This window comes from Klebsiella sp. WOUb02 (genome assembly GCF_050058015.1).
GTDB lineage: Bacteria > Pseudomonadota > Gammaproteobacteria > Enterobacterales > Enterobacteriaceae > Klebsiella.
Map to the genome: position 1 here is coordinate 121098 of NZ_CP170110.1, position 26302 is coordinate 147399.

Sequence of the window (26302 nt, forward strand, 5' to 3'; positions counted from 1 at the left end):
CCCTGCAGAGAGGGCCGGGCTTTGATGTTCCCTCGCCCTGAGGCGAGGGGGGCGTTATCAGATCTTACAAGCGCCGCTTTCGCAGCCGTCGTCCTGGATGGATGGCGCCAAATCGTCCTGCGCATCTTCCGCGCCATCACGGGTGTTGTGATAGTACAGAGTTTTTACGCCAAATTTATAGGCATTGAGCAGGTCTTTGAGCAGCTGCTGCATCGGCACTTTACCGGACGGGAAGCGCGTCGGGTCGTAGTTGGTGTTCGCCGAGATCGACTGATCGACAAACTTCTGCATAATGCCGACCAGCTGCAGATAGCCATCGTTGCTCGGCATTTCCCACAGCAGCTCGTAGCCGTTCTGCAGCTTTTCGTAATCCGGAACCACCTGGCGCAGAATGCCGTCTTTCGAGGCCTTGATGCTCACGTGGCCGCGCGGCGGTTCAATACCGTTGGTGGCGTTAGAGATCTGCGAAGAGGTCTCTGAAGGCATCAGCGCGGAGAGGGTCGAGTTGCGCAGGCCGTGGGTTTTGATCGACTCGCGCAGCTGCTCCCAGTCGTAGTGCAGCGACTCGCTGACGATAGCGTCGAGATCCTTTTTATAGGTGTCGATCGGCAGAATGCCCTGGGCATAGGTGGTTTCGTTGAACCACGGGCAGGCGCCCTGTTCGATAGCCAGCTCGTTGGAGGCCTTCAGCAGGTAGTACTGAATGGCTTCGAACGTTTTGTGCGTCAGGTTGTTGGCGCTGCCGTCGGAGTAGCGTTTGCCGTGTTTTGCCAGGTAGTAGGCAAAGTTAATCACGCCGATACCGAGGGTACGGCGGCCCATCGCCCCGCGCTTAGCCGCCGGGATCGGATAGTCCTGGTAATCCAGCAGCGCATCCAGCGCGCGAACCGCCAGCACCGCCAGATCTTCCAGCTCGTCCAGGCTCTCAATCACGCCGAGGTTGAACGCCGACAGCGTACAGAGCGCGATTTCGCCGTTTTCATCGTTGACGTCGTCCAGCGGTTTAGTCGGCAGGGCGACTTCCAGGCACAGGTTAGACTGACGAACCGGCGCGACAACCGGATCGAACGGGCTGTGGGTGTTGCAGTGGTCAACGTTCTGGATGTAGATACGGCCGGTTGAGGCGCGCTCCTGCATCATCAGAGAGAACAGATCAACCGCTTTAATCCGCTGCTTGCGGATGCTGTCGTCTTTTTCGTATTGGGTGTACAGACGCTCGAACTCGTCCTGATCGGCGAAGAAGGCGTCATACAGGCCCGGGACGTCGGACGGACTGAACAGGGTGATATCTTCACCTTTCAGCAGGCGGGTGTACATCAGCTTGTTGATCTGTACGCCGTAGTCCATGTGACGAACGCGGTTTGCGTCGGTGCCGCGGTTGTTTTTCAGCACCAGCAGGGTTTCAACTTCCAGGTGCCACATCGGATAGAAGAGGGTGGCCGCGCCGCCGCGCACACCGCCCTGCGAACAGGACTTCACCGCGGTCTGGAAATGCTTATAGAACGGGATACAGCCGGTGTGGAAGGCTTCACCGCCGCGAATCGGGCTACCCAGCGCGCGGATGCGCCCGGCGTTAATACCGATACCGGCACGCTGGGAAACGTATTTCACAATTGCGCTGGAGGTGGCGTTGATGGAGTCCAGGCTGTCGCCGCACTCGATCAGCACGCAGGAGCTGAACTGGCGGGTCGGCGTACGCACCCCGGACATGATCGGCGTCGGCAGCGAAATCTTAAAGGTGGAGACCGCGTCATAGAAGCGCTTGACGTAGTCCAGACGGGTTTCGCGCGGATAGTTTGAGAACAGGCAGGCGGCGACCAGAATGTAGAGGAACTGGGCGCTTTCATAAATTTCGCCGGTCACGCGGTTCTGCACCAGATACTTACCTTCCAGCTGCTTAACTGCCGCGTAGGAGAAGCTCATATCACGATCGTGCACGATGAACGAATCCATCTGCTTGAACTCTTCTTCCGTGTAGTCTTCCAGCAGATGAGTATCGTATTTCCCCTTGTTGACCATCTTCGTGACGTGATCGAACAGCGCCGGCGGCTCGAACTGGCCGTAGGCCTTTTTACGCAGATGGAAAATCGCCAGGCGCGCGGCGAGATACTGGTAATCCGGGGCATCGCGGGAGATAAGATCCGCGGCCGCTTTGATGATAGTTTCGTGAATATCGGCGGTTTTGATGCCGTCGTAGAACTGAATATGGGAACGCAATTCTACCTGAGAAATCGAAACGTTATTCAGTCCTTCTGCCGCCCAATCCAGTACGCGATGGATTTTGTCGAGATTAATACGCTCGGTTGTACCGTCGCGCTTTGTCACCAGCAGACTCTGATTCATGTGGATTTTACCTGTCCGTGAAAGAAAATATCCCCCGCTTATCCACAGCTGGCCGTTGTGACTAACTCTGTGGATAAATACTACATATAGGGGGTTGTCGATAAAAAGAACGCTATATGGTGAGTATTTTAGTAAGGATTCTTTTGAGTACAAGAGTTGATTTTGACGTTAAATTGAGGTTGCACAAGCGTAATAATAGCCGGGCCCACGTCGTATAAGGCCTGGAGAAGATGTCAATAAACTCAAAAATAAAAATGAAAATTTGATCGAGTGCTGATTTCTTCAGCGCCAGGAAAAATTACGCGGCTTGATACCGCGCAATCATCATATGAAAAACAGCTGACGTTATGCGTTTTTCGCCGTTGTATGCAACATATAGTTAACATCTACGCCCGGCGCCAGCTTGAAGGTATTGGTTAGCGGATTGAAATGCAGGCCGGTAATATGCTGCTCTTTCAGATTTGTCCGATCTACCCAGCCGAGCAGCTCCGACGGCTTGATGAACTTCTTCACGTCATGGGTCCCCTTGGGCACCATTCTCAGCACGTATTCGGCGCCGACTACCGCCATCAGCCACGCTTTGCCGTTGCGGTTGATGGTTGAGAAGAAGACCTGGCCTCCGGGCTTCACCAGCCGCGCGCAGGCCTGGACGACGGACTGCGGGTCGGGAACGTGCTCCAGCATCTCCATACAGGTCACCACGTCGTACTGCTGCGCGTGCTTGAGCGCGTGCTCTTCGACGGTCTCCTGGACATACTCCACCTGAACGCCGCTTTCCAGCGCGTGCAGCTTCGCCACCTGCAGCGGTTCAAAGCCCATATCCAGCCCGGTGACCGTTGCGCCTTCCCGCGCCATGCTTTCGGCAAGAATGCCGCCGCCGCAGCCGACGTCGAGCACTTTTTTGCCGAACAGGCCGTCGGAGCGCTGCGCAATATAGCCCAGACGCAGCGGGTTGATGCGATGTAATGGTTTGAACTCGCCCTCTAAATCCCACCAGCGCGAGGCGACGGCTTCAAATTTAGCGATTTCATTATGATCAACGTTGTGGGCCACCGGCGGTTTTTCGGCATTCATGAGCGCTTTTACTCCTTTTCAGTTCAGACCTGCGAGTATATCAGCAGAGCGCCATGAATAAACCGTCTATACCCGTCGCCTTTCGCACCGCCTCTTCGTTGGCCTCACGCACTCACCCGAATCACTCACTACGGTGAGCTCATCGGGACTCCTGCGTTTGCCGCCTTGATGCGGCACGAAATTCATTGGGTATACCCGTCGCCTTTCGCATCGCCTCTTCGTTGGCCTTACGCACTCACCCGAATCACTCACCACGGTGAGCTCATCGGGACTCCTGCGTTTGCCGCCTTGATGCGGTACGAAATTCATTGGGTATAGGTTTACCGGTATCACCGCGGCTGTGTTATAATTTGCGACCTTTGAATCCGGGATACAGTAGAGGGATAGCGGTTAGATGAGCGACCTTGCGAGAGAAATTACACCGGTCAACATTGAGGAAGAGCTGAAGAGCTCGTATCTGGATTATGCGATGTCGGTCATTGTTGGCCGTGCGCTGCCGGATGTCCGAGATGGACTGAAACCGGTACACCGTCGCGTACTTTACGCCATGAACGTATTGGGCAATGACTGGAACAAAGCCTATAAAAAATCCGCCCGTGTCGTTGGTGACGTAATCGGTAAATATCACCCTCACGGTGATACCGCAGTTTATGACACCATTGTCCGTATGGCGCAGCCATTCTCCTTGCGTTATATGCTGGTCGATGGCCAGGGTAACTTCGGTTCTGTCGACGGCGACTCCGCCGCAGCGATGCGTTATACGGAAATCCGTATGTCGAAAATCGCTCACGAGCTGATGGCCGACCTCGAAAAAGAGACGGTTGATTTCGTTGATAACTATGACGGCACGGAGCGCATCCCTGACGTCATGCCAACAAAAATCCCCAACCTGCTGGTAAACGGTTCGTCCGGTATTGCCGTCGGGATGGCGACCAATATTCCGCCGCACAACCTGACGGAAGTGATTAACGGCTGTCTGGCCTATATCGACGATGAGGACATCTCCGTCGAAGGCCTGATGGAACACATCCCGGGTCCGGACTTCCCGACCGCCGCCATTATTAATGGCCGTCGCGGCATTGAGGAGGCTTACCGTACCGGCCGCGGCAAAATTTATATTCGCGCCCGCGCGGAAGTGGAAGCCGACGCGAAAACCGGTCGTGAAACCATCATCGTGCATGAAATTCCGTATCAGGTGAACAAAGCTCGCCTGATCGAGAAAATCGCCGAGCTGGTGAAAGATAAACGCGTGGAAGGGATCAGCGCGCTGCGTGACGAGTCTGATAAAGACGGTATGCGCATCGTGATTGAAATCAAACGTGACGCGGTGGGGGAAGTGGTTCTTAACAACCTTTACTCCCAGACCCAACTGCAGGTTTCCTTCGGCATCAACATGGTTGCGCTGCACCACGGTCAGCCGAAGATCATGAACCTGAAAGACATTCTTTCCGCGTTCGTGCGCCACCGCCGTGAAGTGGTCACCCGTCGTACTATTTTCGAGCTGCGTAAAGCCCGCGATCGTGCGCATATCCTTGAAGCGCTGGCGATTGCGCTGGCCAACATCGACCCGATCATCGAGCTTATCCGCCGCGCGCCGACGCCTGCTGAAGCCAAGGCCGGGCTGGTTGCCAGGTCCTGGGATCTGGGCAACGTGTCGGCGATGCTGGAACGTGCCGGTGATGATGCCGCGCGTCCGGAGTGGCTGGAGCCGGAGTTCGGCGTGCGTGACGGTCAATACTATCTGACCGAACAGCAGGCCCAGGCGATTCTGGATCTGCGTCTGCAGAAGCTGACCGGCCTTGAGCATGAAAAACTGCTCGACGAATACAAAGAGCTGCTCGAACAGATCGCTGAACTGCTGCATATCCTCGGCAGCGCCGACCGTCTGATGGAAGTGATTCGTGAAGAACTGGAAGCGATGCGCGAACAGTTCGGCGACCCGCGTCGCACCGAAATCACCGCCAACAGCGCGGACATCAACATCGAAGACCTGATTAACCAGGAAGACGTTGTGGTGACGCTGTCTCACCAGGGCTACGTGAAATACCAGCCGCTGACCGACTACGAGGCGCAGCGTCGCGGCGGCAAAGGCAAATCGGCCGCGCGTATTAAAGAAGAAGACTTTATCGACCGCCTGCTGGTGGCCAACACCCACGATACGATCCTGCTGTTCTCCAGCCGCGGCCGTCTCTACTGGATGAAGGTTTATCAGCTGCCGGAAGCCAGCCGTGGCGCCCGCGGGCGTCCAATCGTCAACCTGCTGCCGCTGGAAGCCAATGAACGTATCACCGCCATTCTGCCGGTACGCGAGTACGAAGAGGGCGTCAACGTCTTTATGGCAACCGCCAGCGGTACCGTGAAGAAAACGGCGCTGACCGAGTTTAGTCGTCCGCGTTCAGCCGGCATCATTGCCGTGAATCTGAACGAAGGCGACGAGCTGATTGGCGTTGACCTGACCAACGGCAACGACGAAGCGATGCTGTTCTCTGCCGCCGGTAAAGTGGTGCGCTTTAAAGAGAGCGCGGTCCGCGCCATGGGCCGTACCGCCACCGGCGTGCGCGGTATCAAGCTGGCGGGTGAAGATAAAGTGGTCTCCCTGATCATTCCGCGCGGTGAAGGCGCGATCCTGACCGTTACGCAGAACGGCTACGGCAAGCGTACGGCGGCGGAAGAGTATCCGACCAAGTCCCGCGCCACTCAGGGCGTTATCTCGATCAAAGTGACCGAGCGTAACGGCGCCGTGGTGGGGGCGGTACAGGTGGATGATTGCGATCAGATCATGATGATCACCGATGCGGGCACCCTGGTGCGTACTCGCGTATCGGAAGTGAGCATCGTGGGTCGTAACACTCAGGGCGTCATTCTGATCCGCACAGCGGAAGATGAAAACGTGGTCGGCCTGCAGCGCGTTGCTGAACCGGTCGATGACGAAGAGCTGGATGCCATCGACGGCAGCGTGGCGGAAGGCGATGACGATATCGCGCCGGAAACCGATGCTGACGCTGATGATGACATCGCCGAAGATGATGAATAATCTGCGGTAATGGTGCGAAAAAGGCCGGGAATACCCCGGCCTTTTTATTTGCCCGGCGCGGGTAATCCAGAGAGTATAACGTTGCGACAAAACCTGTTTACCGCTACCTTAACCCCATTCTGTTGAGTCCCTGACGGCCGAGCATCGCCACATTGAAATATCTTGCTTCTTTTCATACCACGCTAAAAGTTTCACGCTACCTGTTCCGGGCGCTGGCGGTCCTGCTGTGGATGCTGATTGCTTTCGTGTCGGTGTTTTATATTGTTAACGCGCTGCATGACCGGGAGTCGGAGATTCGTCAGGAGTTTAACCTCAACGCCGATCAGGCGCAGCGCTATATCCAGCGCACGGCCGACGTTATTAAAGAGCTGAAGTACGTTGCCGGCAATCGGAGCGGCGGCCGTGAAGGCGACGCGTCGCCGGTGCCAAATGGCGACATCGCGGTTCCGGATTTCGAACCGCTCTATCCGGATTCAGATTGCGGAGCAATGAGCGGCACCTGGCGCAATTCGCTGCAGTCGCTGGCGTGGTTTATGCGCTACTGGCGCGATAATTTCTCCGCGGCTTACGATCTCAACCGTATCTTCTTAATTGGCAGCGATAACCTGTGCATGGCGAACTTCGGCCTGCGCGAGATGCCGCTGGAGCGGGATCAGGCGCTGAAAGTGCTGTATCAGCGTATCGAGCAGTATCGCGACGCCCCGCAAAACGAACGCGGCAGCAATCTGTTCTGGATTAGCCAGGGCGTGCGTCCCGGCATCGGCTATTTCTATGCCCTGACGCCGGTGTACATGGCCAACCGCCTGCAGGCGATGCTCGGCGTCGAACAAACCCTGCGCATGGAGAGTTTCTTCACGCCGGGAAGCCTGCCGATGAACGTCACGATCCTTGACGATAACGGCCAGCCGCTCATCTCCCTCGCCGGCCCGGAGGCGAAAATCAAGGGCGAGGCCCGCTGGATGCAGGAGCGGATCTGGTTCGGCTATACCTCCGGCTTCCGCGAGCTGGCCATGAAGAAGAGCCTGCCGCCATCCTCCCTGAGCATCGTCTACTCGGTATCGGTCGATCAGGTTCTCGAGCGTATCCGGATGCTGATCCTCAATGCGATAGTCCTCAATATCCTGACCGGGGTGCTGCTTTTCGCCCTCGCGCGAATGTACGAGCGGCGGATCTTTATCCCGGCGGAAAATGACGCCCAGCGCCTCGAGGAGCACGAGCAGTTTAACCGTAAGATTGTCGCCTCGGCGCCGGTGGGGATCTGTATTCTACGCACTCTCGACGGCACCAATATTCTGAGTAACGAGCTGGCGCATAACTACCTCAATATGCTGACCCATGAGGACCGGCAGAGGCTGACGCAGATTATCTGCGGCCAGCAGGTCAATTTCGTCGATGTCCTGACCAGCAATAATACTAACCTGCAAATCAGCTTCGTTCACTCGCGCTACCGCAACGAAAACGTGGCCATCTGCGTGCTGGTGGACGTCAGCGCCCGCGTCAAAATGGAAGAGTCGCTGCAGGAGATGGCGCAGGCCGCTGAGCAGGCCAGCCAGTCGAAATCGATGTTCCTTGCGACGGTGAGCCACGAGCTGCGCACGCCGCTGTATGGAATTATCGGCAACCTCGACCTGCTGCAGACCAAAGAGCTGCCGAAAGGCGTCGATCGTCTGGTAACGGCGATGAACAACTCCTCCAGCCTGCTGCTGAAGATCATCAGCGATATTCTGGATTTCTCGAAAATTGAGTCCGAACAACTGAAAATCGAGCCGAGCGAGTTCTCGCCACGGGAGGTGATGAACCATATCTCGGCGAACTATCTGCCGCTGGTGGTGCGCAAGCAGCTCGGGCTGTACTGCTTTATTGAACCCGACGTTCCGCAGGTGATGTCCGGCGATCCGATGCGTCTGCAGCAGGTCATTTCTAACCTGTTGAGCAACGCCATCAAATTTACCGATACCGGCTGCATCATCCTGCACGTTCAGTGCGCCGGCGATTATCTGCAAATCAGCGTGCGCGATACCGGGGAGGGGATCCCGGCAAAAGAAGTGGTGCGCCTGTTTGACCCGTTCTTCCAGGTCGGCACCGGCGTTCAGCGCAATTTCCAGGGAACGGGCCTTGGGCTGGCGATTTGCGAGAAGCTCATCAGCATGATGGATGGCGATATTGCCGTAGAAACCGAGCCCGGTATGGGCAGCCGCTTTACCATCCGTATTCCGCTGTACGGCGTGCAAAATGGTGCGCCGTTGATTGCCGATGGCCTGACGGAAAAATGCTGCTGGCTCGCCGTTCACAACACCGCCCTGATGATGTTTATCACCTCGCTGCTCAATCACCACGGGGTTAAGGTGAAAAACTATGCCGGCGAGGCGCCGGGAGCCGACGATATTTTGCTCACCGATGATGAGTCCTGCACCGGCTGGCCAGGGGCAGCGGCTATTATTTTCTGCCGTCGACATATCGGCATTCCGCTGGAGCGCGCGCCGGGAGAGTGGCTGCATAGCGTCACGACGCCGCACGAGCTGCTGCCGCTGCTGGGACGGATCCTGCGAATTGAGGTGGCGAGCGCCGAGCACGGTCCGGCGCTATCCGCGCCGGAAGCGCAGACGGTCAACCACGACGACATGATGATTTTGGTGGTAGACGATCATCCGATCAACCGCCGGCTGCTGGCCGACCAGCTCGGATCGTTGGGCTATCAGTGCGTGACGGCGAACGATGGGGTTGATGCGCTGGCCGTTCTGAGCAAGCAGCATATTGATATCGTACTGAGCGACGTCAACATGCCGAATATGGACGGCTATCGCCTGACGCAGCGTATTCGCGAGCTGGGTATGACGCTGCCGGTTATCGGAGTTACCGCCAACGCGCTGGCGGAAGAGAAGCAGCGCTGCCTCGAATCGGGTATGGATAGCTGTCTTTCCAAACCTGTGACGCTGGATATTATCAAGCAAACCCTGGCGCTGTACGCCGCGCGGGTGCGTAAGAGCAGGGAATAGGGCGAGGACTTTTCGCGGACGCGGCCCGTTCAGAGCGGGTCGTTGCCCCGGATATGGCGCATGACGGCCGCGCCGTATCCGGGAAGCCGAACGTTACTCTTTGTCGGTGGCGCTCAGCGAAACGGAAGAGAGGTAGTTCAGCAGGGCGATATCGTTTTCTACGCCGAGCTTCATCATGGCCGATTTTTTCTGGCTACTGATGGTTTTAATGCTGCGATTGAGCTTTCTGGCAATCTCGGTTACCAGGAAACCTTCGGCAAACAGGCGGAGAACTTCGCTCTCTTTCGGCGACAGGCGCTTATCGCCATAGCCGCTGGCGCTGATTTTTTCCAGCAGGCGCGAAACGCTTTCCGGCGTGAATTTTTTGCCTTTCTGCAGCGCCGCCAGCGCCTTCGGCAGATCGGTCGGCGCGCCCTGTTTCAGTACGATCCCTTCGATATCCAGATCCAGTACCGCGCTGAGGATCGCCGGGTTGTTGTTCATGGTAAGAACAATGATCGACAGATCCGGGAAATGGCGCTTGATGTACTTGATCAGCGTGATCCCGTCGCCGTATTTATTGCCAGGCATGGACAGGTCGGTAATCAACACATGGGCGTCTAATTTCGGCAGATTATTGATAAGTGCAGTGGAGTCTTCAAACTCGCCGACAACGTTTACCCACTCAATTTGCTCGAGTGACTTACGAATACCGAACAGTACGATCGGATGGTCATCGGCAATAATTACGTTCATAGTATTCATGTATTAGGCTACCTTGCTACAGCAAGCTCTTGACGTAAACGTCAATGTCGCTGATGTATTTTTCTATGCTTTGCGCATCTTTTTCGCGAATCAGATGCTCAAGCGTTTCACATAACTGTTTGCCGGGTACCAGGTTAAGCATAGCAAACGCCCCTTTGAGGCGGTGCGCAGTCTGGGCCAGCGCAGCTAAATCGCTTGTTGCCAGCTCAGTATACAGTCTCTTAACATCATCCGGAACCGTATCGGCAAACAGCGCGTAATAGCCGCTGGCGTGCAGTTCGGCGTTGCTCCCGCTTCCCGGAGGGGCAGGTTGAACGTTTTCTTCCGCCAGCTGCTGTTCAATCAGTTGCAGAATCGCTTCCTGCATGGCCGCGCTGATATTGAAATTGACGCACAGTTGGCCTGGACCTATTTTTCGTATCCCGACCTCATCATCGCTTAAAAGCAAGCCCGAAGCAGTAAGATTAGACGGATTATCCGTTAAAAAGAGATCGTATTCCTGGCTGGTCAGCCTCTCATCCGGCGTAATGCAGCTCGCTCCCCAGCTTTCGAGCTGGCGGGTGACGATCTTTCGGACCTCGTTAGCGGTAATATCAAGTAGTACCACCACGTCGTCCAGCAGATGTTCGCCGGTGTCGCTCTCTTCTTCACTGGCCGGCATTTTGAGATGTAGGGAGTAGCGGGTGCCCAGAGATTCGCGCGCTTTGATATTCATCTGGCCGCCGAGCTTGCGCGTCAGCCGATCGCAGAGCCAGAAGGTGAGCGCATTGGCCTTACCGTAGAGATCGGCCTGGGTATCGTTCAGGAACGGGAAGTGCATGTTATCGATTTCGTTTGCCGATACGCCGTTGCCGGTATCGAGAATGCGGAAGGTCAGGCGATCGTCCGCGGATTCGTCCTTGCTCACCTCGAGGGTGATTTTACCGATCTGCGTGGTGGTCACCGAGTACTGAATGAGCAGCAGCAGGGTGCGGCGCAGCGCGTCGCGGTCGCCGTAGCGCTGCTCGTTTGCCGGTAAGGCGTTGTTAATCAGCAGCTGCAGGCCTTTGCGCTTCGTCACGGGCAGCACTTCTGGCACCACTTCATCGATCAGTCCCTGAATCGAGAACCGGTCCGGCGTGCTCTTCCAGCTATCGCTTTCCAGCAGGTTTGCCAGCTGAATTTCGTCAACCAGCTGCACCAGCTCATCCGCGTGCTGCGCCAGCCTGCGGCTTTCGGCGATGCCGAGCGCGGCGGCTTCTTCCGCCAGGCTGCGGGCGGGCTGCTTCAGCGCGGCGCCGATATGCTGCATGAACGCGGTGCGGCCCTGCTGGTTTTTTTCATACAGGCGCTGGGCCTGCTTGAGCTTTTTACTTACCAGCACTTCCCGATCCTGATCGCGGATGATGAAGATTTGCGTTCGCGGCGCGACCTGGCTGCGGTACTGGCGAATCTCATACAGTTCGTTGTTCACCGTCGCCTGAATCACGCCCTGATGCTGATCCGCCATATTGGTAATATTTTGCAGGTTCAGATGCGGCAGCAGATGATCGGCGATGGGGTTGCTGATAATCGTGCGGTTAGCTTCCAGATCGTGAACCAGCAGCCCCAGCGGCAGCAGCGAGACGATCTCTTCGTTTATTGCCCGCAGCGTACGATGCTCGCCGCTGGCTGCGACGACGCTCGTCCCGGTCTGACGGCTACGGCCGCTGTAGTGGCGAAAGGTCGTGAAGCCAAACAGGGTCAATGCCAGCAGGCCGATAATCAGCAGCAGAGGCAGCAGGACGTTCTGCAGCGACTCGATCATCAGAGTGCCGAATGGCACCACCCAAACGAGACGCATCCCGGTGGTATTAATGGCGGTGGTAATTTCAATCCGCGTGCCGTTGAAGTTGATGCTGACGTTATCAGACTCTTCTTTATCCGGATTACCGGTCGCGCTCTGCGAAGGGTCAGGCTCAAGGCGGAAGCTGTCCAGGGTCATGCCGGGCGGGATCAGATCGTTAATTGGCAGATCAAAGGCGACCACGGTGGCCAGGTGGCCCGGCTGGTTGAAGGTGGTCCGCAAGGTGAAATAGTGGCCGTTTTGCCATGAAAGCTGGCGCAGCGACGAGAAGGTTTCGCGTTCGTCGAGCGTATTTGCCTGCAGCAGCATTTCCGCGCGGCGGGACTCCACCACGCTGCTGATCGTCGACTCTTTAAAACTGGAAGAGAGGTCTTTGAGCGGCAGGGTCGAAACCAGAATCAGGCTGTTATCCAGCCCGTTGAGATAGTACATCGACCACGGAATGGTCTCCGCGCCCCACAGAATATCGAGGTAGTTGGAAATTTTTTGCGTCATTTCCAGGGTTGAGCTGTCATGAGAGCCGAAAATCAGCGCCTCGGTTTTACGCCGCGGCTTTTCCAGATAATAGACATCCTGCTTTAATCGCGTCTCCTGTAGACCTTCGCCGGCGGCGCCGGAGGAGGTGGCGGCAATATTGTCGTAAATTTGCCAGGTGGCATAGCGCCACGCATCGATACGCTTATGCAGCGCATGGCTCACGTCGACAACCTGATAGCTTTTCTCTTTTAACCAGGCGTTGACCGCGCTTTGCAGCGTCACGCTCATCGTCGCCAGCAGGACGATGACCATTAAAATGAAGAAACGGGTGATGCTGCCAGGCATCAGGGTGAATTTTTTCTGGGTCATCGTGTAGCAGTGCGACTCATCAATGTTTGTAAGCAGGATGTTGCACCAAGGTAGCTGGTAGCAGAGTGAATTCGCTAAGCAGTATAAAGGCTAATTTATCAAATCCATACTACAGAATGGCCTTCCGCGCTTTTTAGCTTTGGGATTTATCTTAAAGGAGAGGTAACAATAAAAAATGTACAGCGGGATTGATTCTGTACAGGTATTTTCCGATTAGCTTCAGGGAATAGCACGAAATAACAAGAAATTACCCGGATAAGCACTTTCTTATGAGCGGAGTGATTGATTAATAACCGTTATTTTTATCGCGGCTGGCACAGGTATAATTAAAGTTATGTAAAAAAGGGTAAAAAAAACCGGATGCGAAGCATCCGGTTGAAATAGGGGTAAACAGACATTCAGAACTGAATGACGGTAATAAATAAAGTTAATGATGATAGCGAGAGTTATTCTAGTCGCAGGTGACGATTTTGTTTTGTCATTCAGTGCTATACCTGAGTGGTGGTGTAACCATATGATTATAAATTAAAAAAATTATTTTCTTGATTATTGGTGCTTATTTTTCGATTTTTCATTGTGGCGAAAAGTTCCCTTTGGTTTACAAATTGAAACATCTTGTGCGCATTTTGAAACACCTTAGAAGTTTTCGTATCATATTCTTGTTGGATTATTCTGCATTTTACAGCACAATGAATATAGCCGACTGATTAGAAGGGTAATCAGTAAGCAGTGGCATAATAAAAGGCATATAACAAACAGAGGGTTAATAACATGAAAGTTAAAGTACTGTCCCTCCTGGTACCGGCTCTGCTGGTAGCAGGCGCAGCAAATGCGGCTGAAATTTATAACAAAGATGGCAACAAATTAGACCTGTACGGTAAAATCGACGGCCTGCACTATTTCTCTGACGACAAGAGCGCTGACGGCGACCAGACCTACATGCGTATCGGCGTGAAAGGCGAAACCCAGATCAACGACCAGCTGACCGGTTACGGCCAGTGGGAATACAACGTTCAGGCGAACAACACTGAAAGCTCCAGCGATCAGGCGTGGACTCGTCTGGCATTCGCCGGTCTGAAATTCGGCGACGCGGGCTCTTTCGACTACGGTCGTAACTACGGCGTTGTTTACGACGTAACTTCCTGGACCGACGTTCTGCCGGAATTCGGCGGCGACACCTACGGTTCTGACAACTTCCTGCAGTCCCGTGCTAACGGCGTTGCAACCTACCGTAACTCTGACTTCTTCGGTCTGGTTGATGGCCTGAACTTTGCTCTGCAGTATCAGGGTAAAAACGGCAGCGTCAGCGGCGAAGGCCAGACCAACAACGGTCGTAGCTGGAACAAACAGAACGGCGACGGTTTCGGCACCTCCGTTACTTATGATATCTGGGATGGCATCAGCGCTGGTTTCGCATACGGTCACTCTAAACGTACCGACGATCAGAACGCAGCTGGCGTGCTGGGCGACGGCAAATATGCTGAAACCTACACCGGCGGTCTGAAATACGATGCGAACAACATCTACCTGGCAACTCAGTACACTCAGACCTACAACGCAACCCGCGCTGGCAGCCTGGGCTTTGCTAACAAAGCGCAGAACTTCGAAGTTGCTGCACAGTACCAGTTCGATTTCGGTCTGCGTCCGTCCGTTGCTTACCTGCAGTCTAAAGGTAAGGATCTGGAAGGCTACGGCGACCAGGATATCCTGAAATATGTTGACGTGGGCGCGACCTACTACTTCAACAAAAACATGTCCACCTATGTTGACTACAAAATCAACCTGCTGGACGACAACAGCTTCACTCGTAACGCCGGTATCTCTACCGACGATATCGTCGCTCTGGGCCTGGTTTACCAGTTCTAAGCACGCTGAAGTCTCGAAAAAGGCGCCTTATGGCGCCTTTTTTTATGCCTCGTTTAAGCAGGCTGGTGTACTCTTGCTGCCTTAGCAAGAGGAACCTATTTTATGGATATCACTTTTTTCCGCGCCGCGCTGCTCGGCGTTTGCGTACTTCTTTCCGGCTGTGATTCAGCCACTTCTCCTGCGACACCCAAGAGCGCCGCGACCGTGCTGGATGGCAAAACGATGGGCACATTCTGGCGGGTCAGCGTCATTGACGTGGATGAAACTAAGGCCCAGGCGCTGCGCCAGAAGGTACAGGTCCAGTTGGACGCCGACGACCGCCTGCTTTCCACCTGGAAAAACGATTCGGCGCTGATGCAATTTAACCACGCCACCACCACTGAACCGTGGCCGGTCAGCGAAGCGATGGCCGATATCGTCACCATGTCGCTGCGCATTGGCGCGAAAACGCACGGCGCGATGGATATTACCGTCGGGCCGCTGGTCAATCTGTGGGGTTTTGGCCCGGATAAGCAGCCGGTAAAAACGCCGGATCCTCAGCAGATCGCGGCGGCAAAAGCGCGGACGGGCTTGCAGCATCTGACGGTGATTAACCGTGCGGATCGTCAGTATCTGCAGAAGGATATCGCGGATCTGTTTGTCGATCTGTCGACCGTAGGCGAGGGCTATGCCGCCGATCGTCTGGCGCGTCTGATGGAGCAGGAGGGCATTTCTCGCTATCTGGTTTCCGTCGGCGGCGCGCTGGTCAGCCGGGGGATGAACGCCGACGGGCAGCCGTGGCGGGTGGCGATCCAAAAGCCGACCGATCGCGAAAATGCCGTCCAGGCCATAGTCGATATCAACGGCCACGGTATCAGCACCTCCGGCAGCTACCGCAACTATTACGAGCTGGATGGCAAACGGATCTCGCACGTGATCGATCCGCAAACCGGAAGGCCGATCGACCATAAGCTGGTCTCGGTGACGGTGATTGCGCCGACGGCGCTGGAAGCCGACGGTTGGGATACCGGGCTGATGGTGCTCGGTACGGAGAAGGCGCAGGAGGTGGTGAAAGAGCAGGGGCTGGCGGTCTATATGATTGTCAAAGAGGGGGAGGGGTTTAAAACCTGGATGTCGCCGCAGTTCCGCACCTTCCTGGTTGGCGAAAAGAATTAAACAGCAAGATTTCGGGTTTTATTCGGCGGGCGATAAAGCAGACTGGCTATACACTTAAAGCAGGAGCCGATGATGAAACCGATTATTGCTGATACCGATGACCGCCGCTGGCAGGCGGTATGCGATCGTGATGCCCGCGCCGATGGTCAGTTTGTGTTTGCCGTGCTGACCACCGGCGTGTGCTGTCGCCCCTCCTGCCGCTCGCGGCGGGCGCTGCGGGAAAACGTCCGTTTTTACCCTGATGTGGCTGGCGCCGTCGCCGACGGATTTCGCCCCTGCAAGCGCTGCCAGCCGGACAAAAGCGACCCGCAGCGGCAGAAGGTCGAGAAAGTCGCCAGGGCCTGCCGCCTGCTTGAGCAGGAAGCGCCGATAACCCTCGAAGCGCTGGCCCGCGAGCTGGCGCTCAGCCCGTACCACTTCCACCGTTTATTTAAATCCGTCACCGGCATGACGCCGAAGGCCTGGCAGCAGGCGTGGCGCGCGCGGCGTTTACGGGATGCGCTGGCGCAAGGGGAAAAGGTCACCCCGGCGGTGCTGGCCGCGGGTTTTCCCGACGGCAGCAGCTATTACCGGCAGGCCGATGCCGTGCTTGGCATGACCGCCAGCCAGTTTCGCCGCGGCGGGGATGATACCGATATCGTCTATACGTTCGGCGACTGCGCGATTGGCCGCTGCCTGGTGGCGCAAAGCGAGCGCGGAATATGCGCCGTCCTGCCCGGCGAGGGCGACGCGCCGCTGGACGAGCTGCGCCGCCTGTTTCCTCACGCCCGGCTTCTGCCCGGCGACGCGCAGTTTTTCGCGCGGGTAGCGCAGATTTTTGCCCATATTGACGATAGCCGCCAGGCGCTCGACCTGCCGCTGGATATTCGCGGCACCGCCTTTCAGCAGAGGGTCTGGCAGGCTCTGCGTCAGATCCCGGCGGGCGAAACGCGCAGCTATCGCCAGGTTGCGCAAAGCATCGGTCAGCCGCGCGCCGTCCGGGCGGTGGCGGGAGCCTGCGCCGCCAATCGGCTGGCTATCGTTATTCCGTGCCACCGGGTGGTCCGTGAAGGCGGGGCGCTGTCCGGCTATCGCTGGGGAACCGCCCGCAAAGCGCAGTCTGCTGGCCCGGGAAGCACAAACCGAGGAGTCGTGATGCTCGATCTTTTTGCCGATACGCCCCCGTGGCAGGAACTGCTGGCGCCCGGGGCGGTTATTCTGCGGCGCTTCGCCCGCCAGCGCGCCCCGGCCCTGCTGCAGGCGCTCCTGCGCGTTGCCGACGTTTCGCCGTTTCGCCAGATGATTACGCCCGGCGGCTATACCATGTCGGTGGCGATGACCAACTGCGGGCCGCTGGGCTGGACGACCAATATGCACGGCTATCTGTATGCTCCCGGCGATCCGCTCACGGGGCGCGACTGGCCGCCGATGCCGCCGATCTTCGCTCAGCTGGCCGCGGAGGCGGCGCTCGCCTGCGGCTACGCGGGCTTTGCGCCTGACGCCTGCTTGATCAACCGCTATCAGCTCGGGGCGAAGCTCTCCCTGCATCAGGATAAGGACGAACGCGATCTGCGCGCGCCGATCGTTTCCGTCTCGCTGGGGCTGCCGGCGGTATTTCAGTTCGGCGGCCTGCAGCGTAGCGATCCGCTGCGCAGAGTGCTGCTGGAACATGGGGACGTGGTGGTCTGGGGCGGCGAGTCGCGGCTGTTCTATCACGGCGTTCAGCCGCTGAAAGAGGGTGACCATCCGGACACCGGCGCCTGTCGCTACAACCTCACCTTCCGGCTGGCAGGCGATAAAGAATAAAAATAAGAATTATTCTTGATGTCATCGGCGAGCAGTTTACACTGCTGGCTGTTTTGCTTGCCCGGATTGCCTGTTATGGAACTTTTGCTTCTCGTTTGGCGCCAGTATCGCTGGCCGTTTATTTCCGTCATTGCCTTGAGCCTGCTCAGCGCGGCGCTGGGGATCGGGCTTATTGCCTTCATCAACCTGCGGCTGATGACCATTGTTGATACCTCGCTGATGGTGCTGCCGGAGTTTCTCGGCCTGCTGCTACTGCTGATGGCGGTGACGCTGGGATCGCAGCTGGCGCTGACGACCCTTGGGCACCATTTTGTTTTCCGCCTGCGCGGGGAGTTCATTAAGCGCATCCTCGACACCCCAATCGAGAAAGTTGAGAAGATCGGCAGCGCCTCGCTGCTTGCCGGCCTAACCAGCGACGTACGCAACATTACCATTGCCTTTGTGCGCCTGCCCGAGCTGGTGCAGGGCATTATCCTGACCTTCGGCTCCGCCGCCTATCTGGCGTGGCTGTCGGGAAAAATGATGCTGGTGACCGCCCTGTGGATGGCGATCACCATCTGGGGCGGATTTGTGCTGGTGGCGCGCGTTTATAAGCATATGGCGACGCTGCGGGAAACCGAAGACAAGCTGTACCATGACTACCAGACTGTGCTGGAAGGGCGCAAGGAACTGACGCTCAACCGCGAGCGCGCCGAATACGTGTTCAACCAGCTCTATCTGCCGGACGCACGCGAGTATCGGCACCATATTATCCGCGCCGACACCTTCCACCTCAGCGCGGTGAACTGGTCGAATATTATGATGCTTGGCGCCATCGGCCTGGTGTTCTGGATGGCCAACGGCCTGGGCTGGGCGGATACCGCGGTGGCGGCGACCTACTCTCTGACCCTGCTGTTCCTGCGCACGCCGCTGCTTTCGGCCGTTGGCGCACTGCCGACGCTGCTCAGCGCCCAGGTGGCCTTCAATAAGCTGCACAAATTCTCCCTGGCGCCGTATCGTGCCGAATTCCCGCGGCCGCAGGCGCATCCGCACTGGCAAACGCTGGAGCTGCGCGACGTCAGCTTCCATTATCCGGACAACAGCTTCGCCGTCGGGCCCATTAATATGACCCTGAAACGCGGCGAGCTGGTGTTCCTGATTGGCGGCAACGGCAGCGGCAAGTCGACGCTGGCGATGCTGCTGACCGGGCTGTATCAGCCCGCCTCCGGCGAAATCCTGCTGGACGGCGAGGCGCTAGCGGTAGACCGGCCGGAAGATTATCGTAAGCTGTTCTCGGCGGTATTTACCGATGTCTGGCTGTTTGACCAGCTGCTGGGGCCGGAGGGGAAAGAGGCCGATCCCGCGCGGGTGAACCAGTGGATGGCGCACCTGAAAATGACCCACAAGCTGCGGCTGGATAACGGCAAGATCCTCGATTTGAAGCTATCGAAGGGGCAGAAAAAGCGCGTGGCGCTGCTGCTGGCCCTGGCCGAAGACCGCGATATCATCCTGCTTGACGAGTGGGCGGCGGATCAGGACCCGCACTTCCGCCGCGAGTTTTATCAGGTGCTGCTGCCGCTGATGCAGCAGATGGGCAAAACCATTTTCGCCATCAGCCACGACGATCACTATTTCCAGCATGCCGACCGCCTGCTGGAGATGCGCGCCGGCCAGCTGGCGGAACTAACGGGCGAAGAGCGCGAGTCTGGCGACCCGCGATGCGGTCTCCCGTACCGCCTGAAATCCGCGCCTGCCGGCCAGCGGCGGGCGCTATTGCTGATTTTTCCGCCGGACGAACCTGCCGGCGGTTATTATTTCCCCCTCCTCGCGCTATGCTTATGGCACCTGGCCTGCTGGTCGGCCAACTATTCTCACAAGGATTGCCTGACCGATGTCCGTTTTGCATAAAAAAAGCGCCAGATTGCGCGACGAAGAGCGCGCTCGCCTCATTTGGCTGCTGAGCACCGATAAAGCCGTTACCTCCTCATTGTTGGGCAAATTAACGCTGGCCGAACGCTATGACGACGGCACCCTTGCCGACGATCTGGCGGAAGTGGAAGTGCTGGTTTCCCACCTGCCGCCGCCGGACCTTGCGGATGCGCTGGAAGCGCTGCCTTACGACGCGCGTAACGCGCTGTGGCGGCTGGTTGCCGATGATAAGCGCGGCGAAGTGCTGCTTGAGGCGTCGGAAAGCGTCTGGGGCGATCTCATCGATAAGATGAGCGATCATGAACTGCTTTTCGCCCTGCAGAACCTGGATATTGATGAGCAGGTCTATCTCCTGCAACACCTGCCGCGCGACCTGACCGGACGCCTGCTGGCGACGCTGCCGGCGGATAAGCGCGCGCGTATTCGCCAGATGATGCGCTACGCCGACAATACCGTCGGCGCAATCATGGAATTCGAGATTATCACCGTCCGTCCGGAGGCCACGCTCGCCGCGGTGCAGCGCTACCTGCGACGGTTAGGCAAAATGCCGGAAAACACCGATAAGCTGTTTGTTACCACCCGCAATAAGCTGCTGCTTGGCGAGCTGGAGCTGCAAACTATTCTGCTCAACGATGCGCAGAAGCGGGTAGGGGAAGTGATGGAAGGCGATCCGGTGACCTTCCAGCCGCATGAAGATGCGGAAAAGGTCGCGCGCACCTTCGAACGCGATGACTTACTCAGCGCCGCGGTGATTGATGCCGACGGCAAGCTGATGGGGCGTCTGACCATCGATGAAATCGTGGACGTGGTCTACGAAGAGACCGATAACGATTTACGCCGGATGGGGGGCCTGAGCAACGATGACGACGTCTTCGCCCCGGTAAGTAAAGCGGTGAAAACGCGCTGGGCCTGGCTGGCGGTCAATCTGTGCACCGCGTTTATCGCCTCGCGGGTAATCGACGGCTTTGAGCACACCATTTCGCAGTTGGTGGCGCTGGCGTCGCTGATGCCGATCGTCGCCGGGATCGGCGGTAACACCGGCAATCAAACCATCACCATGATCGTACGCGCGATGGCGCTGCAGCATATTCAGCCGGGAAGCTTCTCGTTCCTGATCCTGCGCGAAATGGGGGTTGCGGTGATTAACGGCCTGGTGTGGGGCGGGATTATGGGCGCCGTGACCTGGTGGCTCTACAGCGACCCGCAGCTCGGCGCCGTGATGACGCTGGCGATGATGCTGAACCTGCTGATGGCGGCGATGATGGGAGTGATTATCCCGATGGTGATGGTGAAGCTGGGACGCGATCCGGCCGTCGGCTCCAGCGTGATGATCACCGCCATCACCGATACCGGCGGCTTCTTTATTTTTCTCGGTCTGGCGACGATTTTCCTGATGTAGCCGGCGCTCCGCTGCGCAGCCTGCGTGGGATTAGCGCCATCGCCACCAGGCCTGCCAGCACGCCAATTGCCAGATTGCTGGTGCCCACCGTTGCGCCGACGGTCACCAGCATAATCAGCGTTTCCGGCCACGGATTACGCTTTAGCTCGGCCGGGCGCAGGCTGTGCCAGCTGAAGGTTTTTGCCGCCACAATGACCATCACTCCGGCCAGTACCGCCATCGGAATTTTTGCCATCACGTCGCTCAGCACGGTAACCAGCAGCAGCAGCACCGCGCCGGCGGCGAGGGTAGAGACGCGGCTGCGGCCTTTCCCCATTTCAACGTTAACAATGGTCTGACCAATCATCGCGCAGCCGGCGATCCCGCCGTAGAACCCAGCGAGGATATTGGCGATTCCCAGCCCGGCGCTCTCGCGCGCTTTGCTGGACGGCGTGTGGGTCAGATCATCGACCAGTTTGGCGGTCAGCAGCGACTCCATCAAGCCGACAAAGGCAATGCTCAGGGCGCAGGGCCAGATAATTTGCAGGGTGTCGAGATTGAGCGGCACCAGCAGGGCGGTGAAGCCCGGCAGCCCGCCGCTCATCGAGCCTTCATCGCCCACGGTAGGCAGCAGCTGCCCGGTGGTGGCGGTAAACAGGGTTAATACCACAATGGCAATCAGCGGCGCGGGGATCGCTTTAATATAGCGCGGCGCCCAGAGGACAATCAGCAGCGTCAGCACGAACAGGCCGAGGATCAGCGGCTGCCTGCTCCAGAAATGGGGGACCTGGGCGAAGAAGATCAAAATCCCCAGCGCGTTGACGAAGCCGGTCATTACCGCCTGCGGAATAAAGCGCATCAGTCGTGCCATGCCGGCCAAACCAAACAAAATTTGAATAATACCGGCCAAAATGACGGCGGGCAGTATGTAGCCGACGCCGTATTGATGCACCATCGGCCCAATCACCAGCGCCACCGACCCGGCGGCGGCGGTAACCATCGCCGGCCTGCCGCCGAGTACCGACATCGCAAGGCACAGCACAACGGAAGCCATCAGGCTGACCTTGGGGTCAACGCCGGCAATCACCGAGAAGGAGATCACCTCCGGAATCAGAGCCAGAGCGGTCAGAACGCCAGCCAGGGCCTCTCGGGTGAGCAGCGACGGCGAACGGAGTACGTGGCGAATAGCGCCTGTTGCAGCGGGCGTAGCGTGGTCTGAAGCCTGAGACATAGATAGGAAGTTCGCAGGTTAGTTTAAGCCGGGACGAGTCTTGCGTGCGGTCTGTCACAAAACGAGGGATGATAGCGCGGCCGCGCCGCTTATACCAGTACAAAATGTGATTTATGGTACACATTTATTAAACATTTTTATAACAGATCTCAAAACTCAACTTAAATTTTAAACAATATTTAATTTTTTTATCTTCAGTGTTACTTTGATTCCTGATAATCGTGTCACCTGCGCTAAATAAAAAAGCGAGTAAAGTAAGGCTCAAATTCGATGAAGAAAAAGATGGCCGTACCCAGCTCACCGGCGGTTGGTTCAAGTACACCTCGGACCAACACCCGCCATGAGCAAGAGACGGATGTACTGTTGATTGGCGGCGGCATCATGAGCGCCACGTTGGGAACCTGGCTGCAGGAACTGGAGCCGGATTGGTCTATTACCATGGTCGAGCAGATGTTCAGCGTTGCGGAGGAGAGCTCGAACGGCTGGAATAATGCGGGTACCGGGCATGCGGCGCTGATGGAGCTGAACTATACGCCCCAGACCGCCAGCGGGATCAACATCGACAAAGCGGTCGATATCAACGAATCCTTCCATATCTCTCGTCAATTTTGGGCCCACCAGGTCACGCGCGGCATCCTGAGTAAGCCGAAATCGTTTATCAACAGCGTACCGCACATGAGCTTTGTGTGGGGCGAAGATAACGTCAACTTCCTGCGCGCGCGCTACGCCGCTTTGCAGCAGAGCGAACTGTTCCGCGGTATCCGCTATTCCGAAGATCATCAGCAGATTAAAGAGTGGGCGCCGCTGGTAATGGAAGGGCGCGACCCGCTGCAAAAGGTTGCCGCGACCCGTACCGAGGTCGGCACCGACGTCAACTACGGCGAAATTACCCGTCAGCTGATTGCCGGTCTGCAGACCCACGCGAATTTTTCCTTACAGCTGGGCACCGTTGTGCGCCGCTTCAAGCGCAACGCCGACAAGAGCTGGACGGTTACGCTGGCGGATGCCAACAACCGCCGCCAGAAGCGGGTTATTAAAGCCAAATTTATCTTTATCGGCGCCGGCGGCGCGGCGCTGACGCTGCTGCAGGAAACCGGTATTCCCCAGGCGAAAGAGTATGCGGGCTTCCCGGTTGGCGGCCAGTTCCTGGTATGTGAAAACCCGGAGGTGGTTAACCACCATCTGGCAAAAGTTTACGGCCAGGCCGAGGTGGGGGCGCCGCCGATGTCGGTGCCGCATATCGATACGCGTATTATTGACGGCAAGCGAGTGGTGCTGTTCGGGCCGTTTGCCACCTTCTCCACCCGCTTCCTGAAAAACGGCTCTTTGTGGGATCTGCTGGCATCGACCAACACGTCAAATATTCTGCCGATGCTCAACGTCGGTCTGGATAATTTCGATCTGGTGAAATACCTGATTGGTCAGGTGATGCAGAAAGATAAAGATCGTCACGAGGCGCTGCGCGAATACTATCCGGAAGCGAATAAAGGCGACTGGCGCCTGTGGCAGGCCGGCCAGCGCGTGCAGATCATTAAGCGCAACGGTAAGAAGGGCGTACTGCGTCTGGGAACCGAAGTGGTCAGCGATGATGAGGGTACCGTTGCGGCGCTGCTGGGCGCCTCTCCCGGCGCCTCGACCGCCGCGCCGATTATGCTGCAACTGATGGAAAAGGTGTTTAAGGATAAGGTGCATTCAGCCGCCTGGCAGGCGAAGCTGAAAGAGATTATTCCCTCTTATGGTCTGCGTCTTGACGGCAACTCCGCGGCGATTGAGCAGGCGCTGGCGTGGACCAGCGAGGTCCTGCAGGCTGCGCTATGAGCCGGCCTCAGCGGCGGATAAGGCTCCTCAGGCGGAGCTGAAGCCGCTGACGGATAGCAAGCCGATCGCGGATATCGCGCTGTAGAAAGCAAAACCGGCGGCCCTGGCCGCCGGTTTCTTGTCGCCCGCGATTAGCGTACGACGGCGCTACTGACCGTTTCGTCTGCGCGCCAGATACGGTACTTCACTTCTACGTTATCCGGCGTGTAAACCACGACCGGCAGCCTGCTGTTGTAACGCAGCATGCCGGCATCACCCAGTCCTGCGGTAACAAACTTCTGCACTTTCTTCCCGTCCGGGCAGGCCATCATGGTCGAAACCGGCGACGTCACTTTATCGAAAACGTAATAGTCGTAGCCCCAACCCTCGAGGGTTCTGCTCTCCAGCTGACCGCCGAGGCGGTGGTGGTTGCAGTCGACCTCCAGCGTCTGGCCAATCAGCAGCTCAACTTTATAGGCCGATTCGTCCTGCTGCGGCGGCAGCTGGATCACCTGACGTTTCATGCCTTTCTCCGCTTTGGGGTAGGGCGCAATCTTTTCCAGAGGCTGTTCGGCGGCCAGTGCGCTGGCGGAGACGCAGGCAACGGTCAGCAGGGAAACAGCAAACGTAGCGATTTTGTTCACGATCGATCATCCTTTGTTATCGTTTTTCAACGCTAAAAGACTATCACTGTTTTCTTTATTGGTAAGAGTTATTTACCAATACTTTCATATAAAATGGCGTTATATTCCGACCTATTGTCATGATGCATGGATAATTACCTGGAATAATCTTAATTCAAGATTTATTCTCTTTTTGGGCAAAATTGCTTACTCATCGCGGTTCAGCTTGCCTTCCTCGATAAACTCTTCGTCAATTTCATCGGTATTGCCGGCGTGTTCGCGCCCCGAGAGCAGATTCCAGCAGGCGATAAACAGCGCAGCGATCAGCGGGCCGATCACAAAGCCGTTAATGCCGTAAATCTCCATCCCCCCGAGGGTGGCTATCAGAATCATGTAGTCCGGCATTTTGGTATCTTTACCCACCAGCAGCGGACGCAGAATGTTGTCCACCAGCCCGATAACAATCACGAAGAAACCGACGACAAACGCCCCTTGCCATAGCTGATCGGTGGCGAAGAGGAAAATGGCCGCGGGAACCCAGACGATGGCTGAACCTACCGCCGGGATCAGCGACAGAAACGCCATGATCGCGCCCCACAAAATGCTGCCGTCAATCCCGACGACGTAGAAGGCTATTCCGCCCAGGATGCCCTGGACCAGGGCGACGGCGACGGTGCCTTTGACGGTGGCCCTGGCGACGGCGGCAAATTTAGCAAACAGGTGCTGCTTAACGTAATTAGACAGCGGCAGGGACTCCAGGATCAGCATCACCAGATACGGACCATCTTTGAGCAGGAAAAACAGCAGATACAGCATGACGCCAAAGCTAATGGTAAAGCCGAACGTCCCCTTGCCAATCAGAAATGCGCTGCCGGCGAGGTACTGGCCGCCTTTTAGCGCCGCGTCTGAGAGCTGCTTCTGAATCTGATCGGCGCTGTCGAGATTATGCTCCGAGAGGAAGCTTCTGACCCACTCCGGAAGATGGGCAAACAGGCTCGCCACTACCGCCGGAAACTGGGTGTCATTATGCTCGAGTCTGGTGTAAACCATGTTTAGCTCGAGCGCCAGCGAGGAGAAAATAATTGCCAGCGGGGTGAAGACAATCAGGCAGATAATCACCACGGTCAGCAGCGAGGCCAGACCATTGCGTTCACCAAGCCTGCCGCGGATCTTGTTCTTCACCGGATTGAAGATCACGGCCAGAATCGCCGCCCACAGAATGGCTGAGTAATAGGGAGAAAGGACGTCAAAAAAGGCAAGACTGACTATCAGTAAAATCAGGATAAAAAATCCCTTAGTAATTCCGTTAACTCTCATATTTATCTTCCTGGCGTATGACTGATACAGTCGAATGATAGAAGCTATTCCCCGATTTACAATCAGCGGTATCGCAGTTTATTTTGCTGCGTGGCTCAAGAGCGGCGCAGCGGGCGGCTTCGCGTCAGCTTTCGGGCACACGAAACGAATCGACAATGGGATATTTTATAGCTTCTGCTACGCAGGAATAGCGACGAAGTATGGGGTTATTGTCCGGGCTCACCCCATTAACTCCCCCGTATGAAAAACAGGCATAAAAAAACCAGCCATAAGAGGCTGGTTTTTCAGAGTGATTTGGTCGGCACGAGAGGATTTGAACCTCCGACCCCCGACACCCCATGACGGTGCGCTACCAGGCTGCGCTACGTGCCGACGCATGG

General features: G+C 56.8%; 13 protein-coding genes, 1 tRNA gene and 3 pseudogenes. 9 read left to right on the forward strand and 8 right to left on the reverse strand.

The features are described 5' to 3' along the window. Positions 1-57 precede the first annotated feature (57 nt). The gene (gene nrdA / locus ABOC21_RS07310; protein ID WP_426814086.1) at positions 58-2343 is read right to left on the reverse strand and encodes a class 1a ribonucleoside-diphosphate reductase subunit alpha; all 2286 of its coding nucleotides are present in this window, start codon (positions 2341-2343) and stop codon (positions 58-60) included. 345 nt (positions 2344-2688) lie between these two features. Further along, positions 2689-3417, reverse strand: a complete 729-nt coding sequence (ubiG, locus tag ABOC21_RS07315) for a bifunctional 2-polyprenyl-6-hydroxyphenol methylase/3-demethylubiquinol 3-O-methyltransferase UbiG (RefSeq protein WP_426814087.1) — start codon at positions 3415-3417, stop codon at positions 2689-2691. Positions 3418-3811: 394 nt separating this feature from the next. Between ubiG and gyrA the strand changes: the two genes are divergently transcribed. Then, positions 3812-6451: a DNA topoisomerase (ATP-hydrolyzing) subunit A gene (gene gyrA / locus ABOC21_RS07320; protein WP_426814088.1), complete on the forward strand. Its 2640-nt coding sequence runs from the start codon at positions 3812-3814 to the stop codon at positions 6449-6451. 152 nt (positions 6452-6603) lie between these two features. Then, complete coding sequence (rcsC, locus tag ABOC21_RS07325; protein WP_426814089.1) at positions 6604-9447, forward strand: two-component system sensor histidine kinase RcsC; 2844 nt, start codon at positions 6604-6606, stop codon at positions 9445-9447. Positions 9448-9540: 93 nt separating this feature from the next. Here the strand turns inward: rcsC and rcsB are convergent, their stop codons facing one another. Both rcsB and rcsD read right to left on the reverse strand, forming a co-directional pair. After that, a complete protein-coding gene (gene rcsB / locus ABOC21_RS07330) occupies positions 9541-10191 on the reverse strand; it encodes a response regulator transcription factor RcsB (RefSeq protein ID WP_426814090.1) in 651 nt (216 codons plus the stop codon). A 16-nt stretch (positions 10192-10207) separates the two neighbouring features. Then, on the reverse strand, positions 10208-12862 hold the full coding sequence (gene rcsD / locus ABOC21_RS07335) for a phosphotransferase RcsD (RefSeq protein ID WP_426814091.1): 2655 nt from the start codon (positions 12860-12862) through the stop codon (positions 10208-10210). Between the two features lie 771 nt (positions 12863-13633). Here rcsD and ABOC21_RS07340 point away from each other — a divergent pair. The 6 genes and pseudogenes from ABOC21_RS07340 to mgtE all read left to right on the forward strand — a co-directional run bounded on the left by ABOC21_RS07340 (position 13634) and on the right by mgtE (position 20975). Next, positions 13634-14728, forward strand: a complete 1095-nt coding sequence (locus tag ABOC21_RS07340) for a porin OmpC (protein ID WP_426814092.1) — start codon at positions 13634-13636, stop codon at positions 14726-14728. Positions 14729-14830: 102 nt separating this feature from the next. Continuing rightward, entirely contained in the window at positions 14831-15883 is a 1053-nt protein-coding gene (apbE, locus tag ABOC21_RS07345; RefSeq protein ID WP_426814093.1) for an FAD:protein FMN transferase ApbE, read from the forward strand. A 72-nt stretch (positions 15884-15955) separates the two neighbouring features. Next, positions 15956-17018: pseudogene (gene ada, locus ABOC21_RS07350) on the forward strand (bifunctional DNA-binding transcriptional regulator/O6-methylguanine-DNA methyltransferase Ada). Further along, on the forward strand, positions 17018-17668 hold the full coding sequence (gene alkB, locus ABOC21_RS07355; RefSeq protein WP_426814094.1) for a DNA oxidative demethylase AlkB: 651 nt from the start codon (positions 17018-17020) through the stop codon (positions 17666-17668). The pseudogene ada and the gene alkB overlap by 1 nt, the downstream one beginning before the upstream one ends. Before the next feature lie 75 nt (positions 17669-17743). After that, positions 17744-19388 (forward strand): annotated as a pseudogene (locus tag ABOC21_RS07360) (multidrug ABC transporter permease/ATP-binding protein). Between the two features lie 150 nt (positions 19389-19538). After that, on the forward strand, positions 19539-20975 hold the full coding sequence (gene mgtE / locus ABOC21_RS07365) for a magnesium transporter (protein ID WP_426814095.1): 1437 nt from the start codon (positions 19539-19541) through the stop codon (positions 20973-20975). Here the strand turns inward: mgtE and ABOC21_RS07370 are convergent. Next, complete coding sequence (locus ABOC21_RS07370) at positions 20938-22185, reverse strand: SulP family inorganic anion transporter (protein WP_426814096.1); 1248 nt, start codon at positions 22183-22185, stop codon at positions 20938-20940. The genes mgtE and ABOC21_RS07370 overlap by 38 nt on opposite strands. Positions 22186-22455: 270 nt before the next feature. Here ABOC21_RS07370 and mqo point away from each other — a divergent pair. Beyond that, positions 22456-24088: pseudogene (gene mqo, locus ABOC21_RS07375) on the forward strand (malate dehydrogenase (quinone)). Between the two features lie 46 nt (positions 24089-24134). Here mqo and eco read toward each other — a convergent pair. From eco to ABOC21_RS07390, 3 genes are all read right to left on the reverse strand, one after another. Next, entirely contained in the window at positions 24135-24626 is a 492-nt protein-coding gene (gene eco / locus ABOC21_RS07380; RefSeq protein WP_426814097.1) for a serine protease inhibitor ecotin, read from the reverse strand. Positions 24627-24812: 186 nt separating this feature from the next. Then, the gene (locus ABOC21_RS07385; RefSeq protein WP_426814098.1) at positions 24813-25922 is read right to left on the reverse strand and encodes an AI-2E family transporter; all 1110 of its coding nucleotides are present in this window, start codon (positions 25920-25922) and stop codon (positions 24813-24815) included. A gap of 295 nt (positions 25923-26217) precedes the next feature. After that, positions 26218-26294: transfer RNA gene (locus ABOC21_RS07390), tRNA-Pro, on the reverse strand. Positions 26295-26302: the final 8 nt, after the last annotated feature.

Excerpts from the sequence above, each read along its gene's own strand:
- nrdA (WP_426814086.1), bottom strand. The coding sequence starts at position 2,343 with ATGAATCAGAGTCTGCTGGTGACAAAGCGCGACGGTACAACCGAGCGT.
- ubiG (WP_426814087.1), bottom strand. The coding sequence starts at position 3,417 with ATGAATGCCGAAAAACCGCCGGTGGCCCACAACGTTGATCATAATGAA.
- gyrA (WP_426814088.1), top strand. The coding sequence starts at position 3,812 with ATGAGCGACCTTGCGAGAGAAATTACACCGGTCAACATTGAGGAAGAG.
- rcsB (WP_426814090.1), bottom strand. The coding sequence starts at position 10,191 with ATGAATACTATGAACGTAATTATTGCCGATGACCATCCGATCGTACTG.
- rcsD (WP_426814091.1), bottom strand. The coding sequence starts at position 12,862 with ATGACCCAGAAAAAATTCACCCTGATGCCTGGCAGCATCACCCGTTTC.
- ABOC21_RS07340 (WP_426814092.1), top strand. The coding sequence starts at position 13,634 with ATGAAAGTTAAAGTACTGTCCCTCCTGGTACCGGCTCTGCTGGTAGCA.
- apbE (WP_426814093.1), top strand. The coding sequence starts at position 14,831 with ATGGATATCACTTTTTTCCGCGCCGCGCTGCTCGGCGTTTGCGTACTT.
- alkB (WP_426814094.1), top strand. The coding sequence starts at position 17,018 with ATGCTCGATCTTTTTGCCGATACGCCCCCGTGGCAGGAACTGCTGGCG.
- mgtE (WP_426814095.1), top strand. The coding sequence starts at position 19,539 with ATGTCCGTTTTGCATAAAAAAAGCGCCAGATTGCGCGACGAAGAGCGC.
- ABOC21_RS07370 (WP_426814096.1), bottom strand. The coding sequence starts at position 22,185 with ATGTCTCAGGCTTCAGACCACGCTACGCCCGCTGCAACAGGCGCTATT.
- ABOC21_RS07385 (WP_426814098.1), bottom strand. The coding sequence starts at position 25,922 with ATGAGAGTTAACGGAATTACTAAGGGATTTTTTATCCTGATTTTACTG.